This is a genomic window from Planococcus koreensis (assembly GCF_004761975.1).
GTDB lineage: Bacteria > Bacillota > Bacilli > Bacillales_A > Planococcaceae > Planococcus > Planococcus koreensis.
The window spans coordinates 1-22589 of the sequence record NZ_RQII01000016.1; the positions used below are offsets into that span (position 1 = coordinate 1).

Here is a 22589-nt window from a genome sequence, read left to right on the forward strand (position 1 = left end):
ACGCTCGTAAATCTCCGCGAACGCTCGTAAATTCTTCTGAACGCTCGTAAATCTCCGCGAACGCTCGTAAATTCTTCTGAACGCTCGTAAATCTCCGCGAACGCGCGTAAATTCTCCTGAACGCGCATAAATCCCCGCCGCACCCTCAAATTCCGAACTCTCCCGCTCCACACCCCGCCCTCCAGCATGTTTTTTCGCATTTCGCCTGCGAAATGCATCCATTCTGCTCTTTTCACGCTGCCTTTTCGCCAACATCTACTGTTCTCGATCCAAAATACTCAGTGCAAGAGCGGAAAAGGAGGCTTTTCGCCAGCGAAAAGCTTTTTATAAAAGATAAGGACGTTCACTCCATTAGAAACGCGCAAAAACCGCCTGCGGAGATGATCCGCAAGCGGTTTGCTTGATTCGCTTACATGTTGCGGCGGTATTGCCCGCCTACTTCGTATAAAGCCGTTGTGATCTGGCCAAGGCTCGCCACTTTCACGGTGTCCATCAATTCTTCAAAGATGTTGCCGCCTGATTTCGCGACCTGCTTCAAGCGCGCCAAGGCTTCTTCTGAAGCGTTGCGTTCCTGGAAAGCACGCAGGTTAGCGATTTGCGTTTCTTTTTCTTCTGTTGTAGCGCGGGCGATTTCCATCGCGTTGATGTCATCGTCCGTTTGCGGATTCGGGTTCAAATACGTATTGACGCCGATGATCGGCAATTCTCCCGTGTGTTTCTTCATTTCGTAATGCATGGACTCTTCCTGAATTTTTCCGCGCTGGTATTGAGTTTCCATCGCGCCCAGGACGCCGCCGCGGTCGTTGATGCGGTCGAATTCTGAAAGCACCGCTTCTTCGACGAGTTGCGTCATTTCTTCGATGATGAACGCGCCTTGCAGCGGGTTTTCATTTTTGGACAAGCCGTGCTCTTTCGTGATAATCATTTGGATGGCCATCGCGCGGCGCACTGATTCTTCTGTCGGAGTCGTAATGGCTTCGTCATAAGCGTTCGTGTGCAGCGAGTTGCAATTATCCTGCAGCGCCATCAATGCCTGCAAGGTCGTGCGGATATCGTTGAAGTCGATTTCCTGCGCGTGCAAGCTGCGCCCAGAAGTTTGAACGTGGTATTTCAGCTTCTGGCTGCGTTCGTTGGCGCCGTATTTATCGCGCATAACGACTGCCCAGATGCGGCGTGCCACACGGCCGATGACCGTATATTCCGGATCCAAGCCGTTCGAGAAGAAGAACGATAAGTTCGGTGCGAAATCATCGATGTTCATGCCGCGGCTCAAGTAGTACTCGACGTACGTGAAGCCGTTCGACAAGGTGAACGCCAATTGTGAAATCGGGTTCGCTCCCGCTTCCGCGATGTGGTAGCCGGAAATCGACACGGAATAGTAGTTGCGCACTTTATGGTCGATAAAGTATTGCTGGATATCGCCCATCATGCGCAGCGCAAATTCCGTCGAGAAGATGCATGTGTTCTGCCCTTGGTCTTCTTTCAGGATATCGGCTTGCACTGTTCCACGGACGACTTGCAGCGTGCTTTCGCGGACTTCCGTGAATTCTTCAAGCGTCAATGCACGGCCGAATTTCTCTTCGTTCAGCTTCACTTGCTGATCGATTGCCGTGTTCATGAACATGGCCAGGATGATCGGTGCCGGTCCGTTGATCGTCATGGAGACCGAAGTGGACGGAGCGCATAAATCAAAGCCTTCGTATAATTTTTTCATGTCTTCGAGCGTACAGATCGACACGCCTGATTCGCCGACTTTTCCGTAGATATCGGGACGGTGGTCAGGGTCTTCACCGTATAACGTCACCGAGTCGAATGCCGTCGACAGGCGTTTCGCGTCGTCGTCTTTCGACAAGTAATGGAAGCGGCGGTTTGTGCGTTCCGGAGTTCCTTCGCCTGCAAACTGTCGTTTTGGATCTTCGCCTTCACGTTTGAACGGGAATACTCCAGCAGTGTAAGGGAATGAACCCGGTACGTTTTCTAAATAAACCCATTTCAAAATTTCACCGTAATCTTCGAATTTCGGCAACACCACACGTGGAATCTTCAAGCCTGAAAGGCTCTCTGTCCGCAAAATCGTGCGGATTTCTCGGTCGCGGACGGTCGTCACGAACTCGTCGCCGGCGTAAGCGTCTTTAATGGATTTCCAGTTTTCAAGAATGCGTTTTGATTCCGCTGTCAGCTCATCGCGCATGCCGTCAGCAAGCGATTTGAGGGATGCCAAAAGCGCATCGTCAGGCGCTTTTTCTTTCACCGTTTCCATGGCGCCTTCAAGCTGGAAGATGCGGCGTGCAAATGCAGCCTGTTCGATCGTTTTCGCATGGTAGCCGCGGACCGTATCTGTAATCTCGCGCAAATAATAACGGCGGTCGTTTGGAATGATCAAGTTCTCTTTTTGCGTTTTCGCAAACTGCTCGTAATCGGTTGTCCAGTCCGTCCCACATTTTTCATTGACGATGCCGACTAATGCCGCAAACAAGGAGTTTGTGCCTTTGTCGTTGAATTGGCTGGCGATTGTACCGAATACCGGCATTTTTTCCAGTTCATCATCCCAGCGCAAATGGCTGCGTTGGAATTGCTTTTGCACTTGGCGCAACGCGTCTTCCGAGCCTTTGCGCTCGAATTTATTGATAACGATCAAATCCGCGTAATCGATCATGTCGATTTTTTCAAGCTGTGTCGGTGCGCCGAATTCGCTTGTCATGACATACATCGACACGTCCGAGAAGTTCGCGATTTCCGCGTCCCCTTGGCCGATGCCGCTCGTTTCAACGACAATCAAGTCAAAGCCGGCCGCTTTCACGACGTCAAGGACATCGCCGAGCGCGCGTGAAATTTCCGTGCGCGAACCGCGAGTTGCCAAGCTTCTCATGAAAACGCGATTGTTGAAGATCGCGTTCATACGGATGCGGTCGCCAAGAAGCGCGCCGCCCGTTTTCTGTTTGGTCGGGTCGATCGACAAAATGGCGATCTTTTTATCCGGAAGTTCGGACAGGAAGCGGCGGATCAATTCATCCGTCAGCGAGCTTTTGCCCGCTCCGCCCGTACCTGTAATCCCCAGTACAGGTGTATTCTTCGATTTCGCACGGACTGCCGCAAGCAATGCGTCCGTATCGGTTTCGCGCGTGTGGGCTTCTTCAGCCGCCGTGATAATATGCGCCAAGCCGACCGGATCTTCTGCAGAGACAGCGTCCGCTGGGAGGTCTTCTTTCACAGTGGAGAAATCGCATTCTTCGACGATTTCCTGGATCATGCCTTGAAGGCCTTTTTTACGGCCGTCTTCCGGCGAGAAGATGCCGGCGATGCCGTATTCTTCAAGTTCCTTGATTTCGCGCGGCAAGATGACGCCGCCCCCGCCTCCATAGATGCGGATGTTGCCGGCACCTTTTTCGGCCAGCAAATCGTGCATGTATTTGAAGTATTCCATGTGGCCGCCCTGGTAAGAAGAAATGCAGATGCCCTGCACATCTTCCTGGATTGCCGCGTTGACGACTTCTTCTACAGAGCGGTTATGCCCCAAATGGATGACTTCCGCACCGTTTGACTGCAAAATGCGGCGCATGATGTTGATTGACGCATCGTGGCCGTCAAATAGGCTTGAAGCCGTGACGAAACGTACATGGTTCTTCGGCTTGTAGGTCGATTGTTCTTGTATAGTTGCCATGATCTATTTAACCCCCTGTATGGTGATTTTTTCCCCTGCCATCCCCTGCAGCAGAAATTGAGTCTGTAATTCGATGAATTCTTCAATGGTGAAATCGCGCAGCGCCCAGCGCCTGAACGCCCACATCTGTCCCTGGACGAATAAATGATGGGCTGCCAGCGTGATTTCTTTCGGCGACAATTTCACTTCGCCGCTTTCTGCACAATCCGCGAGCAAGCCTTCGAATAAAGAAACCATTTCCATTTCTTTATTGAGCACATATTGCAATGCGTCTTTCGGCAGCGACTTGGATTCCTGGTACATGACCACGAACTCATCCTGCATGTCGTCGATCAGCCCGTAATAATGGCCGATGGCTGTGACCAGCACTTCGAGTGATCCTTTTTCGATATCGAGTGCGTCGAAGCGCGCATGCACTTCGTCGTAAATCGAGTCACAGACGAGATACAGAACGTCTTCTTTGGTGCGGATATATTCGTACAATGTCCCAATGCTGAAACCTGAAGCTTTTGCGATTTCTCTTGTCGTCGTCCGGTGAAAGCCCTTTTCTTTAAAAAGCGTGACAGCGCCCCGGATCATCTGTGCCCGGCGCTTCGCAATCAGGCTTTCGTCTTTCACGGAGGACTGGACTTCACGCTTTCTGTTCATGAGCGATCCCTCCGCTTACTTCGTGACCATACGGGAAATGACCAAACGCTGGATTTCCTGTGTGCCTTCGTAGATTTGTGTGATTTTTGCGTCACGCATGAAACGCTCAACCGGATAATCTTTCGTGTAGCCGTAACCGCCGAATACTTGAACCGCTTCAACTGTGACTTTCATCGCTGTATCGCCGGCCATCAATTTCGCCATTGCCGATTCTTTGCTGTAGGACATTTTGTTCGATTCAAGCCAAGCCGCTTGATACGTCAACAAACGTGAAGCTTCGATTGAAGTCGCCATGTCTGCCAATTTGAATGAAATCCCTTGATTGGCTGAAATCGGCTTGCCGAATTGTTCGCGCTCTTTTGCGTAAGTGATTGAAGCGTCCATTGCACCTTGTGCGATGCCGACTGCTTGCGCTGCGATGCCGTTGCGTCCGCCGTCAAGTGTTTGCATAGCGATTTTGAAGCCTTGGCCAAGTTCGCCAAGCATATTCTCTTTTGGTACGCGGCAATTGTCGAAAATGATTTCTGTTGTCGGGCTTGAACGGATCCCGAGTTTCTTTTCTTTTTTGCCGACTGAGAAGCCTTCAAAGTCTTTCTCGACGATGAACGCAGTCGTGCCTTTATGCTTCGATTCCGGATCCGTTACTGCGAAGACGATGTAGATGTCCGCAATGCCTCCATTTGTGATGAAGATCTTTGAACCGTTCAAAATGTAATGGTCGCCATCTTCTTTAGCGTTCGTTTTCATGCCGCCAGCATCCGATCCTGAAGCTGGTTCTGTCAGGCCGTATGCGCCGATTTTCGTTCCTTCAGCCATCGGGCGCAAGTATTTCTGTTTCTGCTCTTCTGTTCCGAATGTGTATACCGGCCAGCCAGCAAGTGATGTATGCGCAGAAAGCGTTACACCTGTAGATGCGCAGACGCGGGATAATTCTTCAACAGCGATGCAATAAGCCAAATAATCCGAACCGATGCCGCCGTATTCTTCCGGCCATGGAATGCCTGTTAGGCCAAGTTCTGCCATCTTGTCGAAAATTTCGCGGTCAAAACGCTCTTCTTCGTCGCGTTCTTCAGCCGTCGGCGCCACTTCTTTGTTCGCGAAGTCGCGTACCATTTTGCGGATCATTTCATGTTCTTCACTCAATTGAAAATTCATTGTCAAATTCCTCCAATTAATTATTTTATTAAGTTGAATATAATAACTTAAAGTTCATACACCGCTTCGGACGCTTTGGGCATGGCTCTCGCCATGAGCCGAGAAGACCACTCGTCTCATAGCTTCGCCTAGCTCTTTGACGCGCCTTCGCTAAGATATCTCTCGATATGGAGCAAAACAGCGGAGACGCCTGCGGGATAGCGAGACAGCCAAGACCCCGCAGGGAGCGAAGTGACCGAGGAGGCTTGGCGCTCGCCCGCGGCAAGCGTAGCTGTTTTGCGGAATATCGATTAAAGATAGAGATTTATTTCACCAATTGCTTGCTGATGACCATGCGTTGAATTTCGCTTGTGCCTTCGTAGATTTCCGTGATTTTTGCGTCGCGGAATAATCTTTCCACCGGATAATCTTCCGTGTAGCCGTAGCCGCCGAACACTTGGACCGCTTCGATTGCCACGTCCATCGCCGCTTTTGAAGCGAATAGCTTCGCAATTGACGCTTCTTTATTGCAATCTTTGCCGCGGGCGTAAAGGTCTGCCGCGTTATAAACCAGCAATTTCGCTGCTTCGACCTGCGTCGCCATGTCAGCTAATTTAAAGCCGATGCCTTGCTGCTGTGCAATCGGTTTGCCGAATTGGACGCGTTCTTTCGCGTAAGCCACTGAATGCTCATAAGCCGCTTCTGCAATACCAAGCGCTTGTGCAGCGATGCCGATGCGTCCGACGTTCAAGTTTGCCATAGCGATGCTGAATCCTTTGTTTTCTTGTCCTAATAGATTTTCAACTGGCACTTTCATATTTTCGAAAGTCAGCTGGACCGTGCGTGAGCCATGCATGCCCATTTTCTTTTCGTCTTTGCCGATGATTAAGCCCGGGTAATCCTTTTCAACAATAAAAGCAGAAATGCCGCGTGAACCAGCTTCCGGTTTAGTCGATGCGAAAACGATGTATGTATCGGCTTCGCCTCCGTTGGTGATGAACACTTTTGAGCCATTCAACACGTAATGGTCGCCCTGGAGCACGGCTTTCGTTTTCAAGCTTGCTGCATCCGAACCGGCTGATGGTTCCGTCAAAGCGAACGCACCCAAGTATTCGCCAGAAGCAAGCTTCGGTACGTATTTGTGGATTTGTTCTTCTGTGCCGAAGTTCAAGATCGGGTTTGTGCCGACTGAAGTATGGACAGAAAGAATAACGCCTATGACGCCGCTGACTTTCGATAATTCGTGGATGGCGATGATGTATGACGTAAAGTCCATTTCAGAGCCGCCTAATTTTTCAGGAGCCGTGATGCCCATCAAGCCGAGTTCCGCCATTTTTTTCAGGACTTCCCTCGGGAAATGTCCTTCTTCCATTTTTTCGATATACGGTGTGATTTCTTCTTTCGCGAAATCGCGCACCATGTTTCTCATCATCAATTGTTCTTCTGTAAATCGCAAATCCATTGCGGTTCCCCCTAAAGTTAGCTGTATTCGTAGAATCCGCGACCCGTTTTCTTGCCGAGCCATCCGGCTTTAACGTATTGGCGCAGCAACGGGCTTGGGCGGTATTTGCTATCGCCGAAACCTTCGTGCAGCACTTCCATGATGTAAAGGCATGTATCAAGGCCGATAAAATCAGCTAGTTGCAGCGGGCCCATCGGATGGTTCATTCCGAGGCGCATAATGTCGTCGATTGCTTCTTTTGACGCGACACCATCTTGCAGCGTGAAAATCGCTTCGTTGATCATTGGCATCAAGATACGGTTAGAGACGAAACCAGGAAAGTCATTGCATTCCACTGGCGTTTTTGACAATTTGACAGTCATTTCTTCGACCGTTTTATAAACTTCATCCGTTGTCGCAAGGCCGCGGATGATTTCCACCAACTTCATCACCGGTACCGGGTTCATGAAATGCATGCCGATTACTTGTTCCGGGCGGTTTGTCGCTGCCGCGATTTCAGTGATTGGCAATGATGATGTGTTCGATGCCAAAATCGCATGTTTCGGAGCCACTTCATCAAGCGTTTTGAAGATGGTGTGCTTGATTTCCATGTTTTCGACTGCTGCTTCGATAACGATGTCCGCATCGTGTGCGTCGTTCAAATCTAAGGATGGCGTGATGCGCCCGAGAATTGCCGTTTTTTCTTCTTCAGACAAACGGCCCTTTTCGACGTTGCGCGCCAAGTTTTTTGTGATGGCCGCGATGCCGCGGTCAAATGCTTCTTGCTTCATATCATTCAATTTCACGTTGAATCCTGCTTGTGCACATACTTGTGCGATGCCGGAACCCATCTGCCCGGCTCCGATTACCATTACGTTTTGAATCGCCATTATCAGTTTGCCTCCTGTTTTGGAACTTCGATCATGATTGCATCGCCTTGTCCGCCGCCTGAACAGATGGCTGCGATGCCGATGCCGCCTCCGCGGCGTCTCAATTCATAGGCAAGCGTCAAAATGATGCGTGCGCCGCTCGCGCCGATTGGGTGGCCAAGTGCAACTGAACCGCCATTGACGTTGACTTTTTCTGCATCCAATCCGGCAATTTTTGAACTTGCCAATGCCACTGCCGCAAACGCTTCGTTGATTTCGAATAAATCGATTTCTTCCAGTGTCTTGCCTGTTTTCTTCAAGATTTCATTGATGACAATGCCCGGTGTTTCCGGGAAACGGTGCGGCTCAATCGCCACTTCCGCGTGGGAAAGCACATAAGCCAGTGCTTTTTTGCCTTCTTTTTCCGCACGCTCTTCGCTCATCAGCACCAGCGCAGCTGCACCGTCATTGATGCCAGGTGCGTTTCCGGCTGTGATGGTGCCGTCTTTGCCGAATGCCGGGCGCAATTTCGCCAAGGTATCCGTTGTCGTGTCTTCGCGCGGCGCTTCGTCTTGATCGACTTTGATTGCATCGCCTTTGCGCTGTGGAATTTCAAGAACAGCAATCTCTTCTGCAAAATGGGCACGGGCGATGATTGCGCGTTCGTGTGAACGGGCTGACCAAGCGTCCTGCTGTTCGCGCGACAAGTCAAAGTCGGTTGCTGTCGAGTTGCCGTATGTTCCCATATGGACTTTGTCGGGATGGAACGAGCAAGAAAGTCCGTCATGCACCATGCCGTCGACGACTTGTGCGTCGCCCATGCGAAGGCCCCAACGAGCTTTCGGCAGATAATAAGGCGCATTCGACATCGATTCCATGCCGCCAGCGACGATCAATTCCTCATCGCCCAAGCGGATGAGCTGATCCGCCAAGGTTACTGAACGCATGCCTGACGCACAGACTTTATTGATTGTTTCCGTTTTTACGTGATACGGGATGCCTGCTTTTTTCGCTGCTTGGCGTGAAGGGATTTGTCCCTGCCCAGCCTGCAAAACGTTGCCCATAATGACTTCCTGGATATCTTCCGGATTGACGCCGGCACGGTTCATCGCTTCTTTGATCGCCGCTGCCCCTAAATCACTGGCGCTCAACGAACTCAAGCTGCCTCCGAATTTCCCGAATGCTGTACGTGCTCCATCAATAATCACTGTTTTTGCCATTTGTGTTTTCCTCCTTTTGAGTTGTAAACGTTTACAAAAACGAAAAAAGATATGGGTTTTGCTTTAAATAAATCGTTATATCTTTAAGAAGATTTAAATCTGCTTCGTCGCAAAACATTGCCTCTGCTTCTGCATCGCTTCGCTAGCTTCGAGGCATTAAAGGGCGTTGCATCGCTGCGCTAGCTTCGAGGCAAACCCATTGCTCCTGCATCGCTTCGCTAGCTTCGTCGCAAATAATTTGGCCGAAATCCTTTCGGCCAAATTATTGACTGAACGCTCGCTCGGTTTGATTCCGAACAAAAAGGGAGTTTTTAGACTCCCTTTCATTTTTCTTGCTTTATGCTATTATCTTATACAATTTTCGCGCTTTTGGCAATTCTTATTGAACGATTGTTTCTTCCACTACTGGTGCTTGTTTGCCGATAACCGCCATTTCCAGCAGTTCTGCGACGTCGTATGTGCCGACTTCGTCTTCGACTTCTTTCGCTTTTGTGCCGTCGGACAGCATTGTCAGGCAGTATGGGCAGCCGGAAGAGATGATGGTCGGGCTGACTTCAAGGGCTTGTTCGGTACGGGCCACGTTGACGCGATGGCCTGCATCTTCTTCCATCCACATCAAGCCGCCTCCTGCTCCACAGCACATGCCGTCTTGGCGGTTGCGGACCATTTCGACAAGCTCGACGCCTTCGATCGCTTTCAGGATTTCACGCGGTGCGTCATAAACGTCGTTATAGCGGCCGAGGTAGCATGAATCATGGAACGTGATTTTTTCATTGACCGGGAATTGCGGTTTCAAACGGCCTTCTTGCACCAGTTCGAACAGCATTTCGGTATGGTGGTAGACTTCCGCTTTAAAGCCGAAATCCGGGTATTCGTTTTTGAAGATGTTATAAGCATGCGGATCGATCGTGACGATTTTCTTGATTTCCGCTTTTTCGAATTCTTGGATATTCGCAGTCGCCAGTTCCTGGAACAGGAATTCGTTTCCTAGGCGACGCGGCGTATCGCCGGAGTTCTTTTCTTTATTGCCGAGAATCGCGAATTTTACTCCTGCTTCGTTCATCAGGCGGGCAAATGACAACGCGATTTTTTGCGAACGGCTGTCGAATGAACCCATTGAGCCCACCCAGAAGAGGAACTCGAATTCTTCGCCGGCTTTGTTCATTTCTTTAACTGTCGGGATGTGGACGTCTTCGCGTGCATCTCTCCAGTTTTCTTTCTCTTTGCGGTTAAGGCCCCATGGATTGCCCTGCTTTTCGATGTTTGTCATCGCGCGCTGTGCATCTTTATCCATTTTCCCTTCCGTCATCACAAGGTAACGGCGCAAGTCGATGATTTTATCAACGTGCTCGTTCATTACCGGACATTGGTCTTCACAGTTCCGGCAAGTTGTGCACGCCCAGATTTCTTCTTCTGTGATGACGTCGCCGATCAAGCTTGGGCTGTAAAGTTCGTCGATTGAAATGCCTTCAGCACCAGCAGCCATCGCGAGCTGGTTGCCTTGCGAATTATTGAATGCCATTGCCGGCACCCAAGGTTTCTGGCGCGTTACAACTGCTCCAGTGTTCGTCAAGTTATCGCGCAGTTTCGTGATCAAGTCCATCGGCGACAGCATTTTCCCTGTGCCGGTTGCCGGGCACATATTCGTGCAGCGTCCGCATTCCACGCAAGCGTAGAAGTCGATCATTTGGGATTGTGTGAAATCAGTGATTTTGCCGACGCCGAATGACGGCATGGCGTCCTCGTCTTCTTCGTCTTCCATTTCTTCAAAATTAATCGGCTTCAAACGCCCGACATGATCGACGCGGTGGAACCATGTATTGACTGGCCCGAAAATCAAGTGGGCGTGTTTTGATTGTGGTACGTAAACCAGGAATGTTAATAGGAACAAGAGATGCGCCCACCACATGACGTAAAAAATAGTTGCTGCTGCTGTTTCAGGAAGGCCGGCAAATAAAGTCGCAAAAAGGGATGCGACTGGCTCCGTCCAAGCTCTTTCGTGATCCAGCCAAATCATGGATGCGCCGTTTCCGACTAGCACTGACACCATCAAGCCGCCGATAAAGATCAGCACCAAGCCGGATTTCCAGCCGCGTTTCAGGCGGACCAATTTTTCGATGTATCTTCTATAGAATGCCCAGACAACTGCGACAAGAATCGTCAGCGTGACGATTTCCTGGAAAAACGTGAATGCCGGGTAAAGCGGACCAAGCGGCAAATGTGCTCCAGGCACTAGCCCTTTGATGATGAAATCAATGGCGCTTGCCTGCACGAGCAGGAACCCATAAAAGAACATGACGTGGATTGTTCCGCTCTTCTTGTCTTTCATCAACTTCTTCTGGCCAAAGACATTGACCATGACTTTGCGCAGGCGTTCGTTGAAATTGTCTTCGAACTCCACTTTTTTGCCGAGCTTGATGAAGTCATAGCGCGTTTTCAGCAAATAGATGAATAAGTAAACTGCGTAGCCCGTGATTGCCAAAAACAGAATCCAGTTAGCAATAAGCAATGGTTCCATTGCGAAATCCCCCTTTTATATATATATTCCAAAAATTCCTTAAATAAATACTACGTGACCGCTGTTATAATGTCGATTGTTATTTCTATATTAGAATATGAATGAGCATTCAGTCAACCCAAAACTTGAAAGGGTTTTCATTTATTATTATACACATCGCTTTTAATTAATATAGCCCCTATATTGACGAAGAAATTTTGGATGTAAAAAAAGCATCGCGGCAAGGCGATGCGTTCAGTCTTTCCGTATTAATGGATACAGACAGGGGCCGAAATGTATTTCCAATGGCTTTCTTTCTTTAGAAGAAACGCCGATCAGCACGCAGCTGGCCGGTCCCGCAGAAGCTGCGGTGTCCACGATTTCCGAAACGTTCACTTTCTGTCCGAAAAGCAATTCTGCTTCCCGTGCGATTCCTTTAGAGCCGACGGGCCAAACACGCTGGATCAGCCCATTCGATAAAGCATCAGCAATCTTTTTCAATTCTGCCACCTGTTCACTTTGCTCAAGAACATCCTTGCCGACGAGCGGCTGGCCATAAATATACCAGGAAAGCCTGCTTGGCTGATCGAGTGCTGCCTTCCGCTTTCCAAACATTGTCACGGCAATACTGGATTGCAGCGTTGCCATATTGCTTTCAGAACTTCCCGCACATTTCGGCATCGGCCGGCTGATTTCTGCAAATAATTCCTCAATCCCTTGCACATAACGTTCCCACTGATCTTCCCCGCTGAAATTATGAAGGAGAAGTGCTTCCGGCTCACTGCCGGCTGCCCATTGTTCGAGCAAGGCGACGCGTGCCGCGAATTTCGCCGTGAGTGCATCAGTGGCAAAGACATTGTCCGCGGGCTTTTCGCCGATGGCTGCACTATTGTCCGAAGTCACAATCCAGTCGCCCAGCTCCAATTCATGCCTCATAAGAGCACCTTCTCTTTAATGCCCGCCAGGACTGGCATGACAACGCTAGCTGCTGCGGCATTCAGCGAAGACGCGATTAACAGGCCGGGAACAGTTGCATAGAAAAATGCGGGCGACAGCAAAAAATAGAATGGAACGGCTGCCACTAGACCGTTAACCGCAATAAATACAAGCCATTTACTTTTCCGCCAGCCGGCATGATGCAGCGTGGCAAATAGCCATACAGCCGCAAACATTTCAAAGGCAATCAGGCTGTGGAATGGCCCCAGAGGAAAGCCGCCCAGCATCGCTGACAGCAAATGGCCAATCGCCGCGATGAGCCCCGCGCCCCGTGCAGACAAAAACAGCACCGCTGCAAGCGCCGGCATCGAATCCATCGCAATGGACGCAATGCCCAGCGGAATTTTAATCATGCCGCCGACGACCGATAAACTGATAAACAACGCAAACAGCGCAATTTTTTTCGCCGGCATGTTATTCACTCTTTTTTCCGCGTCCGCCGTTCTTAAACACTTTTGCACTGCGGACGTATTCATTGTCAGGAACACCTACGCGGCAATTGGCCACACGTGCAGCGGCAAATAAATAATCCGACAAGCGGTTTAAATAACGCTGGACGACCGGCGGAAAATCTTCACCTTTTTTCATCAGCGTTACAGTTTGGCGTTCCGCCCGGCGCGTGATGGTCCGTGCAATATGCAAAGTCGCCGCTGCTGGCGAACCGCCCGGCAAGATAAAACGTTCCAGCAACGGCGGCTCATCCATCAAATCATCGATGCGCGATTCAAGAATAGCGACTGGCTGTTCGGTCATTTTAAATTGCGGTTCTTTTCGCACATCCGCCAAATCGCCGCCGCAATCGAATAATTCATTTTGAATCGCTTCGAGGTCTGCAAGCAGATCTGCATAGATTTCCGGATCCAATTCCGTCATCGCTTTGCCGATGAACGAATTCGCTTCATCGATCGTGCCGTATGCTTCGACGCGCGCATCGTCTTTATCCGCACGCGCACCGATCAAACCTGTCTGTCCTTTATCGCCCGTTCTTGTGTAAATTCTCATGCAAATCCGCTCCTTTTAAAGTTTCTGGTATGCCGTACCAAATCCGCGTAACCGATGCTGCCTGCAAAAATAATTGCTGGTACAAACGGCCAAGCACATCACGCAATTCCCGTTCGAGCGGGTCTGCCGGCACGATGCCCCGGTTGATGTCCGTTAAAATCCAGATTTGGCGGGGTCTCTGATGCGCTATGGCATCTTGTACCAATCGATTGAGCTCCCTTTCATCCGTACCATTTTCCAATTGCCTTTTCACCCAAAGCTCCAATCCGGCTACGACGGCCCCAGGAATAGAATCGCGAGGCAATTCGCCTTCGAACCAAGCTGCTTCCCTGCATCCCGGCAGCCCTCTTACAAATTGGCGTTTGCCGTTAAAGGCGCCGCCGAATACGATATGCATTGCTGCCCCTCCTCATAAGCTTTCCTGCTTTGCCAAGTGATGCTATAGCGATGGCCATGAAGCGCAGTCTGCTGATTAAAAGCATGGCCGGTCGCTTTTGCTGCCAGATAGCGAACCGGTCCACCATGCGTCACAATCGTGAATTCATTTCCTTCCGGAAGCGAACGGACCGCTCTGTCAATGCGGATGGCGAGTTGCTTCAGGCTCTCGCCTTCCGGCGGCGCGGTTTCTTCCGGATCATCAATCCAATCCCGGTAGGTTTGGCAGTTCTTCAATTGCTCATAGGTTTTCCGCTCCCATTTGCCGAAATGGCATTCCCGCCAGTCCGGATCGGCATGGTAAACCGCATTTGGAAAGAGAACTTTGGCGGTCTGCCGGCAGCGCATCAAATCGCTGCCCCACACGTTCCGGACAAAAGGATTGTTTTCGCCTTCAAATGGCAGCACCGGTTCATCCGTCCAGCCGATGTAACGCTTTTCTTTGTTGCCGGCTGTTGGTGCATGGCGAATCAGATGAAGAATAAACACATTGTCCATAACAAGATTTCGGCTCCTTCCACGTAAGCCCCGAACAGATCTCCCGTCATGCCGCCGAAGTTCCGCGAGCACCAGCGCCTGTATAAAAATAGGAAAAGAAGAAAAACCGCCAAAACGGCAAATGCCACGAACCAGCCGCCCGCATACAAAAGCAGTGCGGCTACAAGGAGCAGATAACTGGCGGAAGCCACTGAAAGCCATCGTTTTTCTGCTCGTTGTTGGAAGAAAGCAGCCAATCCATCTTTTTTAGCGCTTTTCGTCCAATTGAATAAAATCAGCAAACCGGTTCGGGAAAGCAACGGAACAATCATCAGCCATATCAGCGGCAGATCCACTAAAACTTCTGCAAGCACGATCACCTTTCCTGCGACTGCAAAGATGAGCGCCATCGTTCCAAACGCCCCGATTCTCGGATCTCCCATAATTTCCAGCCGTTTTTCCCGGTTCTGATACGAAAAGTAGGCATCTGCCGTATCAGCCAGCCCATCCAAATGGAGTCCTCCGGTTGCCGCAAAGAAAAAGAATACGAGCAAAAATGCACCCAGCAATGGGCTGGCATCGGTGTATTCCTGAAACAAAAATGCCAGTGCCAGTGCAGCTGCCCCCATCACCGTCCCTAAAAGCGGCAACGCCATGTACATGACTGTAATGTCCCGCTTTTCCATGGGCAACGCTTTTTTCACCGGAACCACCGAAAAAAATTGAAAGGCGAGCGCAATTCCTGAACCGATATGCCCCCTCATTTGAACACCTCAATCAATTGCCTTACTGCTGGCCAGTCAATATGGGCCTTTACATGCTCCGCCCACAGGCCATAGCGGTCGACTTCAACTGCAGCTTCCGGTTCCGGTAAATTTCTGCTCTTCCGGATCGGCGCCAAAAACGCATTCCGGCATTCCGCATGTGCAAAAAATCCGTGGAGATGCGTGCCGAGAATCTTGCCTGAAAGATAACCTTCTGTCCCGTTTTCGAAATGGATCAGCGGCAATGACGATTCTGCCGTTCTGCCGGCATGGATTTCATAGCCTTCCACGGCTGCTTCTTGACCGGAAAACCGCACTTTTCCGCTGCGCCTGGCGACAAGCTTCTCTTCCATGAATACGGTCTCCATGCCAGCGATCAAGCCCAATCCTTCCTCAATGTCTACAGCCGTGCCATCAAAGCCACTTGGATCGCGCAACAATTCCCCCATCATTTGATAACCCCCGCATAAGCCGACAATCCAGCATTCGTGCTGAAGCGATTGCAGCTTTTCTGCAAGCCCCTGCTGTTTCCAATAACGTAAATCAGCAATTGTGCTTTTAGTGCCTGGGATGACCAAAATATCGGGTTGGCCGATTTCCTCCACCTTTTCAATCCACCGCAAGGCAACATCCTGTTCCATGAACAACGGCTCGAGGTCAGTAAAATTCGATAAGTATGGATGTTTCAATACCGCGACATCCACTGCATTTTCACGAGTTTGCCTCACTAGCTCACGCACGCCAAGCGAATCTTCCTGTTCGATCCGGTGATCCGGCAAATACGGGATTACCCCGAACACCGGCAAACCAGTATATTCTTCCAAAAATCGGATTCCATCTTCAAATAACCGGATATCGCCCCGGAATTTATTGATGAGCAAACCTTTCACCCGCTCTGGATTCGGGACAAGTGCCAGCGTGCCGATGATGGACGCAAAGACGCCGCCTCGTTCGATGTCGGCAACAAGGATCACCGGCACATCGGCATATTCAGCCACAGCCATATTCACCAGGTCGCGGTCATTCAGATTGACTTCCGCCGGGCTGCCTGCGCCTTCAATGACCACATGGGTGAACGTTTTTTCCAAATTGGCAAGTGCCTGTGCAATCGCCGCTTTTCCGTTTTCGTAAAACCGCTGCCGGTAATCCATCCCATCCAGAACCAGCGTTTTTTTGCCGAACAAGATCACTTGCGACTTCATGCTGCTCTCCGGCTTCAGCAAAATCGGATTCATGTCGACCGTCGCGATTATCCCCGCCGCTTCAGCTTGAACGCCTTGAGCACGCCCGATTTCTTCGCCTAATACAGTAACGTAAGAGTTATTGGACATGTTCTGCGACTTGAAAGGCGCCACTTTCCTGCCTTCATCGGCAAGAATACGGCACAAGGCGGTGCAAATCATGCTTTTCCCGACATCTGATGAAGTTCCTTGGATCATTATGCCCTTCATGCGGTCACTTCCTTTTATAAGCAAATCCATTTTCCATTTCAAAAGCTTCCTCTGACTCAGCAACGAGCCACAGATGGATTCGTCCGAGCCAGCGCTGATACGGTTCATCGCGAATAAAATCATCCATGACTTCGTTCGATACCACAACCAGCAGTTCTGAAACTGCTCGAATCCCGTGCAGCGTCTCTTGCAGCGCTGCCCATTTTTTCTCCATGCAGCCGGGCTGTGCCGCACAAGGCGTGCCGGTTTCCCAGCCTGCGTATAATTCATTGGCCAGCCAAGTCGTCACGCAATCCCAAAGGACCGCGTCTCCAGTCTTCAATCGGGGCAGCGCCTCTTCAAGATGAATCGGCTGTTCGATGGTCGTCCAGCCATCATAGAAGCGGTCTTGGCGATGCCGCTCAATCCGCTGTGCCATTTCGTTGTCATAAGCTCTTCCACTCGCAAGGTAGATACTCCTCCGGGCTTTAGCGTGGAGAATTTTATTTTCCGCCCATGCGCTTTTGCCGCTGCGGACGCCGCCGCTGATAAAAATCATTTTGTTTCCAGCCATGCGCTGATCGCCTCCCGCAGCTGAATCATCTGTTTCGGCGCTTTCATGCCGATGCGGAACCACTCGCCTTCCATACCGCGGAACGATTTCGTATGCCTCAACACCAATCCCTTTGCCAGCATGTCCATGAAAAACTTTTCAGCATCCTTTTCTGGCGGCAGCCGGAACGACAAGAAATTCACGGCCGAATCAGTCGCCTCGCAGCCATGCTCCCGTAAAAACCGTTCCATTTGCTGCCGTTCCCGGTTCGCTGCTTCCACCACTTGCTTACGGTATTCCGCCTCTTCGAAGCAGCGCGATCCAAGATTTGCTGAAATCGCATTGACGTTCCAGTGGGCAGCGCCTTGCTTGAGTTCCGCTACGATGGCCGGATCTGCGATGGCATATCCGAGGCGCAGGCCGGGAATCGCATACATCTTCGTCATCGACCGGACAATAATCAGATTCGAAAACTCTTTTTGCCGCCCGATAAACGAGTGCTGCTCCCCCGCAAAGTCAATAAATGCTTCATCCAATACCAGTTCACAGTTTGCTGCCTCACATGCTTCTGCCAGAAAAACCAGCTCAGGATGTGTAAGCATCCTGCCGGTCGGGTTATGCGGGTTGCATAGATAAAGCGCTGTGCTGCCTGCGAGCTCTTTCGCCACTTTCTCCAGCTCCATGCGCCAGCTATTGTCTGCTGTTAATTGCACCGTGGCGATGTCAGCGCCTTCTGCCTCCAAGGTTTTCCGGTATTCGGAAAAAGCCGGCTCAATCAATACCACCCGTTTGCCGCGATAGCGCGCGAAAGCCAGGTGAAAATCTCTGCAGCGCCGTTTCCTGCCGCCACGCAATGCGTTTCAAGTTCATGGTACGCTGCTGCCGCGCTGCGAAACGGTTCCCCATCCGGGTCCGGGTATCGGCGAATCTGTTCGAGCAGGTCCGGCCAGGCTTGTTCCACAAAAGCCGGCGGCCCAAAAGGATGGACATTTTCACTGAAATCCACAATCGAATGCGGCTGCTCCACCCCTGCTTGTTCAAATAATTTGTGCGGATTTGCACCATGGTCAGGCAATTTCAATGAGAATTCCTCCTAATGCAAATAGAATGAAAAACCAAATGGCCGCTGTTTGCATATGGCTGACGGCATCACGGATATGGGCAGCTTCCAGCCGGTAGACCGGGACCCCCATGCGAGCCCGTTCCGAAACGATGCCTTTATATGTATTGAAGCCGCCCAGCTCAATTCCCAATTGAATCGCTGTTGCTGCTTCCAGCCAGCCGCTGTTCGGGCTGGGATGCTTCTTGGCGTCTGTGTGCCATTCGGCAAACCGCTGGCGAAACGTCAGGCTTCTTTTATTCTCTGTCAGGATCAGGATCAACGCTCCAGTAATCCTGCTCGGAATGAAGTTCAAAAGATCGTCCAGGCGCGCTGAAGCAAAACCGAATTTTTCAAACTCCTGGTTTTTATAGCCCACCATCGAATCACATGTATTGGCAGCTTTGTAAAACCACAACCCGGGAGCTCCAAGAAGGAACGCCCAAAACAACGGGGCCGTCACGCCATCGCTCGTATTTTCCGAAACCGTTTCGACCACTGCCCGCGTAATTTCACTTTCATCCAATGCGTCCGTATCCCGGCCGACAATCCAAGACAGCTTTTCTCTAGCAAGTGTCCAATTTTCTTCAATCAAAGGCTTGTAGACTTCTTCTGCAGCGTCCTTTAAACTTTTTTGCGCCAAACCTGAAGCGATCAAGACGCCTTCTACGAAAATTCCCAGCACCCAATGACAGGCATAAGCGCTTTTCACAAGCAGAAACACGCTGCCGAATGTGATCGCCACAATAAATGCTGTCATCAGGAAACCGTTGCGGAACGCGTGAGGTTCCTGGTTCCAGCGTTTTGTTAATCGGCTTATCCCGTTCCCGATCCAGCGCACCGGATGCGGCCACGTTGGAGGATCGCCCACAAGCCGGTCAATCACCATTCCAAGCGCGATTGCGGAAAGATGGCCAATCATTGCATTTTCGCCTTTCTGTAAAGCGCGATCGCTTCAATCGTGCATTGGTAGACGCCCGATCCGATCAACCCACCAAGCTCTGTAATCGGGCCAGCGTAAGGCAGGATCGCGCCTTGTTGAGTCGCTGCCACCAGACAGCTGTCTGTAGATGTTCCAGTCGCAATCGTTCCTGTCAGCGGATCTTTGACGCCTTCTTGATGCAGCGCTTTTGTTTTCGCTTCAGTAGCCGTAATCATCGCTTGGATGAATGCTTCATCCGACAAGGCGCCATTGACCAAAATCCAGGTGTTGATTGTTCCGACTCCGAGTGGCCTTTCGATCGCTTTTGATACATCCACTGCATTGCCGACGCCAGCTGTCACCGCAATGACGACAGAACCGAACGAAGAGGGAAATTCTTTGATGATGACATGCTCTGTCTTTATAGCGGTCATCATGCCCACAGTATCGGTCGGCTTAAAGCCCCGCTCTTCGATAAACCGGGTCATCTCGCTTAAGCTGTCATCGATGTTGTAATCCATATCCACATGGCGGTTGATAAAGGTACGGTACCAGCCCGCTCCTGCGTTGATAACAGCGGAAGATACGGTTTTCAAGGGCACATCACTTTCGTACAGCACCATTTCCGCTGAAATTGAAAAGTCCTCCGCCCGGATCGCCGATGCCGACCGCGGCCGTTCAACTCCCGGAAGCAGCGTAATCTGGGGTTTCGGCAATTCGGGATGCGGATGGTTGCTGACACGAGCTTGGTAAACCCTTTCAATATCCTGTTCCCGCACCACTTCATGGGGTTCTCCGATGCGCATCACATGCCCCTTGTCGAGAAGCAATAATTGATCGCAATACATGGAAGCGAGATTGATGTCATGGAAAATAGAAATAATTGTTAAGTCTTTTTCGATTGCCTGCCGTTTGATGGTATCCAGCAATTCCCGCTGATGATTGATATCGAGATGGTTGGTCGGTTCATCCAATAACAGGATTTTCGCATTCTGTGCAAGTGCTTGGGCGACGAACACCCGCTGCTGCTCTCCGCCTGACAATTGGTCAATTGGCGTATGTTCATACTGCTGAATATCCATCAAACGCAGCGCCTCGGCAACGGCCGCTTCGTCTTCATGAGACCACGAGGCAAACCAGCCGCTTTGGTGCGGGTACCTGCCGAGAGAGACGGTTTCCCGGACTGTATGGGCAAACGCGTGTGCATGCAGCTGCGGCAGAACAGCCATTTTCTTCGCCAATTCTTTCGCTCCGAATTCGCTGATAGCCCGCCCTTCAATCTCAACCATTCCACTTTTGGCTGGAAGAACGCCGCTGATCAATTTCATCATGGTGGATTTTCCGCTGCCGTTCGGACCCAAAATACCCAGCATTTTGCCTTTTGGCACTTCGAAAGAAACGCCTTTAACAATGGTCTTGTCTCCATAGCCGCCGGTAAGTTCCGTTATTTTCAGCATGTTAAGCCACTCCTTTGCGCTGCCGGAAAAAGATGAAAGCAAAGACCGGTGCGCCGATAAATGCAGTAATTACGCCAATTGGCAATTCTGTTGGGGAAATGATTGTCCGCGATACAAGATCACAGACGATGAGCAACGCTGCTCCATTGATAAAAGACAGCGGCAGCACATGGCGGTGGTCCGAGCCCCATACGAGGCGCACCATATGCGGTACGACGAGGCCGACAAAACCGATGGTGCCGGAGACAGCGACAGCTGCTCCTGTCAGCACCGAACCGCTGACCAAAATCATCATCTTGCGCTTTTTCACATCGACGCCGAGATGCTGCGCCCGTTCTTCGCCGAACAGCATGGCATTCAACTCCCTGCGGTTGAGCCACAGGATAAACGAACCGATCAAGATGAATGGCAACGCCATTTGGACAAACGGCCAGCCGCGCATCGAAACGCTGCCGAGGAGCCATCCGATGATCTGGCGCAGCTCTTCACCGGTCAAAGCGATCATCAGCGAGATGAGCGAACCGAGAAATGAACTGAAAATGATGCCGGTCAAAATAACAGTTTCCATTTTCATTGCTTTGTCCACCAGCTTCGCAAACGCCATCACGGCGAGCATCGTTACGAGCGCTCCTAACATGCTCATCACAGGCAATGTATAAATGCCGAGAAAAGGGATGGAAATGCCGAAAAAGAGTGTCATCACGGCGCCGACTGAGGCACCGGAAGACACTCCTAACGTGTAGGGATCAGCCAATGGATTTTTGAGAAGCCCTTGGAATGCTGCACCCGCAATGGCCAGCGCGGCGCCGACAAGACCTGCCAGCACTACACGGGGCATGCGGATATTCCATAAGATATTAGCTGCTCCTTCATCCGATGCCGGATTCCAAATGACAACCGGCGATATCGACACCGTCCCGACCGTTACGCCCAGCACCACGGCGCCTCCCAAAAGAAAAAGAGAGACGAAATAGGCAATTACTTTTTTACTCACTGAAAACCTCTGGATAAACCGTTTTTGCCAATTCCATCAAACCTGCCGTCAATCGCGGGCCTGAACGGGTTACTTGGTCTGAATCCACGTTATACACTTCTTCTTCTTTCACTGCGGCCACTTCGGCAAAGCCGCTGCGTGCTTTAATTTTTTCTACAGCATCGGGCACATAGGCACCTTCTGTTGAGATGATCACTTCAGGATTCGCATCGACAATCGCTTCTGGATCCATGCTGACCCATCCTTCCTGATCGGCAGCGATGTTTTCAGCATTGATGATATCCAGCATTTCGTCGATGAACGTCCCGCTGCCCGTTGTGTAGATATCCGGTGTGCTTCCGACTTCGACAAATACGGATTTCGGTTCTTCAACCGCGCTTGCTTGTTCTTTTACTTCCGCTACTTCTGCTTCCATGTCAGACACCAATGTTTCCGCTTCTTCTGTTGCGCCAGTCGCTTGGCCGATGATCGAGATCGTTTCATACACTTCATCAAAACTGGTCGCTTCTTGCACCACATAAACCGGAATACCCGCGTCGCGGACTTGCTGAAGCCCCGCTTCTCCTACAGCAACTCCGGACTCATGCGCCAATACCACGTCCGGATTCAAGCTGATGATTTTTTCAACATTGAATTCCTGCCCGCCGATTTTCTCAACTTCTGCAGTTTCTTTCGGATAATTATCAAAATCAGACACGCCGACCATTTTGTCGCCAAGCCCAAGTTCATAAGCAATTTCTGTATTTGAAGGAATCATCGAGACAATCGCCTTCGGCTCTTCTTCAATTATCACTTCTTCGCCAACTGCATCCGTCAATGTCACCGGGAATTCAGCTTCTCCCGCTGCCGGTGTTTCTGCCGGTGCAGTTTCTTCCTGTGCCGGTGCCGCTTCTTCTCCGCACCCTGCCAATAATAATGCCGCCAAACCTGTACTTAATCCAACTTGCCAAATCTTCTTCATCTGTGAAATCCTCCGTTTCTATTCTGAAA

Annotated in this window: 21 protein-coding genes; all 21 read right to left on the minus strand. The window is 50.7% G+C overall.

All coding sequences use genetic code 11. The features are described 5' to 3' along the window. Positions 1-409 precede the first annotated feature (409 nt). The 21 genes from icmF to EGV91_RS03660 all read right to left on the minus strand — a co-directional run bounded on the left by icmF (position 410) and on the right by EGV91_RS03660 (position 22560). Entirely contained in the window at positions 410-3661 is a 3252-nt protein-coding gene (gene icmF / locus EGV91_RS03565; RefSeq protein WP_135500804.1) for a fused isobutyryl-CoA mutase/GTPase IcmF, read from the minus strand. 3 nt (positions 3662-3664) lie between these two features. Continuing rightward, positions 3665-4309, minus strand: a complete 645-nt coding sequence (locus EGV91_RS03570) for a TetR/AcrR family transcriptional regulator (protein ID WP_135500805.1) — start codon at positions 4307-4309, stop codon at positions 3665-3667. Positions 4310-4324: 15 nt separating this feature from the next. Beyond that, positions 4325-5464, minus strand: coding sequence for an acyl-CoA dehydrogenase (locus tag EGV91_RS03575; protein WP_135500806.1), 1140 nt, complete (start codon positions 5462-5464; stop codon positions 4325-4327). 304 nt (positions 5465-5768) lie between these two features. Then, positions 5769-6905, minus strand: coding sequence for an acyl-CoA dehydrogenase (locus EGV91_RS03580; RefSeq protein ID WP_135500807.1), 1137 nt, complete (start codon positions 6903-6905; stop codon positions 5769-5771). 17 nt (positions 6906-6922) lie between these two features. After that, positions 6923-7774 (minus strand): 3-hydroxybutyryl-CoA dehydrogenase, encoded by an 852-nt coding sequence (locus EGV91_RS03585; protein ID WP_135500808.1) that lies wholly within the window; start codon positions 7772-7774, stop codon positions 6923-6925. Positions 7775-7776: 2 nt separating this feature from the next. Beyond that, positions 7777-8973: an acetyl-CoA C-acetyltransferase gene (locus EGV91_RS03590; protein ID WP_135500809.1), complete on the minus strand. Its 1197-nt coding sequence runs from the start codon at positions 8971-8973 to the stop codon at positions 7777-7779. Between the two features lie 379 nt (positions 8974-9352). After that, positions 9353-11491 carry a (Fe-S)-binding protein gene (locus tag EGV91_RS03595; RefSeq protein ID WP_135500810.1) on the minus strand — a complete coding sequence of 713 codons (2139 nt, stop codon included), beginning with the start codon at positions 11489-11491 and terminating at the stop codon, positions 9353-9355. 234 nt (positions 11492-11725) lie between these two features. Next, positions 11726-12406, minus strand: a complete 681-nt coding sequence (locus tag EGV91_RS03600) for an alpha-ribazole-5-phosphate synthase (protein ID WP_135500811.1) — start codon at positions 12404-12406, stop codon at positions 11726-11728. Beyond that, positions 12403-12879: an ECF transporter S component gene (locus tag EGV91_RS03605; RefSeq protein WP_135500812.1), complete on the minus strand. Its 477-nt coding sequence runs from the start codon at positions 12877-12879 to the stop codon at positions 12403-12405. Before EGV91_RS03605 ends, EGV91_RS03600 begins: the two co-directional genes overlap by 4 nt. 1 nt (position 12880) lies before the next feature. Continuing rightward, entirely contained in the window at positions 12881-13468 is a 588-nt protein-coding gene (locus EGV91_RS03610) for a cob(I)yrinic acid a,c-diamide adenosyltransferase (RefSeq protein WP_135500813.1), read from the minus strand. Beyond that, entirely contained in the window at positions 13440-13865 is a 426-nt protein-coding gene (locus tag EGV91_RS03615; RefSeq protein WP_135500814.1) for a bifunctional adenosylcobinamide kinase/adenosylcobinamide-phosphate guanylyltransferase, read from the minus strand. Before EGV91_RS03615 ends, EGV91_RS03610 begins: the two co-directional genes overlap by 29 nt. Then, positions 13817-14401, minus strand: coding sequence for a histidine phosphatase family protein (locus tag EGV91_RS03620; protein WP_135500815.1), 585 nt, complete (start codon positions 14399-14401; stop codon positions 13817-13819). The genes EGV91_RS03615 and EGV91_RS03620 overlap by 49 nt, the downstream gene beginning before the upstream one ends. After that, the gene (gene cobS / locus EGV91_RS03625; RefSeq protein WP_135500816.1) at positions 14374-15144 is read right to left on the minus strand and encodes an adenosylcobinamide-GDP ribazoletransferase; all 771 of its coding nucleotides are present in this window, start codon (positions 15142-15144) and stop codon (positions 14374-14376) included. The genes EGV91_RS03620 and cobS overlap by 28 nt, the downstream gene beginning before the upstream one ends. Further along, on the minus strand, positions 15141-16595 hold the full coding sequence (locus tag EGV91_RS03630; RefSeq protein ID WP_135500817.1) for a cobyric acid synthase: 1455 nt from the start codon (positions 16593-16595) through the stop codon (positions 15141-15143). Before EGV91_RS03630 ends, cobS begins: the two co-directional genes overlap by 4 nt. A gap of 4 nt (positions 16596-16599) precedes the next feature. After that, positions 16600-17148 (minus strand): bifunctional adenosylcobinamide kinase/adenosylcobinamide-phosphate guanylyltransferase, encoded by a 549-nt coding sequence (locus EGV91_RS03635; RefSeq protein WP_135500818.1) that lies wholly within the window; start codon positions 17146-17148, stop codon positions 16600-16602. Beyond that, positions 17130-17912, minus strand: coding sequence for a pyridoxal phosphate-dependent aminotransferase (locus EGV91_RS03640; RefSeq protein WP_241666097.1), 783 nt, complete (start codon positions 17910-17912; stop codon positions 17130-17132). Before EGV91_RS03640 ends, EGV91_RS03635 begins: the two co-directional genes overlap by 19 nt. After that, positions 17903-18208, minus strand: coding sequence for a hypothetical protein (locus EGV91_RS17330; protein ID WP_241666098.1), 306 nt, complete (start codon positions 18206-18208; stop codon positions 17903-17905). The genes EGV91_RS03640 and EGV91_RS17330 overlap by 10 nt, the downstream gene beginning before the upstream one ends. After that, on the minus strand, positions 18195-19148 hold the full coding sequence (gene cbiB, locus EGV91_RS03645; RefSeq protein ID WP_135500819.1) for an adenosylcobinamide-phosphate synthase CbiB: 954 nt from the start codon (positions 19146-19148) through the stop codon (positions 18195-18197). Before cbiB ends, EGV91_RS17330 begins: the two co-directional genes overlap by 14 nt. Further along, entirely contained in the window at positions 19145-20605 is a 1461-nt protein-coding gene (locus EGV91_RS03650) for an adenosylcobinamide amidohydrolase (RefSeq protein WP_135500820.1), read from the minus strand. The genes cbiB and EGV91_RS03650 overlap by 4 nt, the downstream gene beginning before the upstream one ends. A 1-nt stretch (position 20606) precedes the next feature. Further along, positions 20607-21584: a FecCD family ABC transporter permease gene (locus EGV91_RS03655; protein ID WP_421958238.1), complete on the minus strand. Its 978-nt coding sequence runs from the start codon at positions 21582-21584 to the stop codon at positions 20607-20609. Positions 21585-21591: 7 nt separating this feature from the next. Continuing rightward, a complete protein-coding gene (locus EGV91_RS03660) occupies positions 21592-22560 on the minus strand; it encodes an ABC transporter substrate-binding protein (RefSeq protein ID WP_135500822.1) in 969 nt (322 codons plus the stop codon). Positions 22561-22589 lie beyond the last annotated feature (29 nt).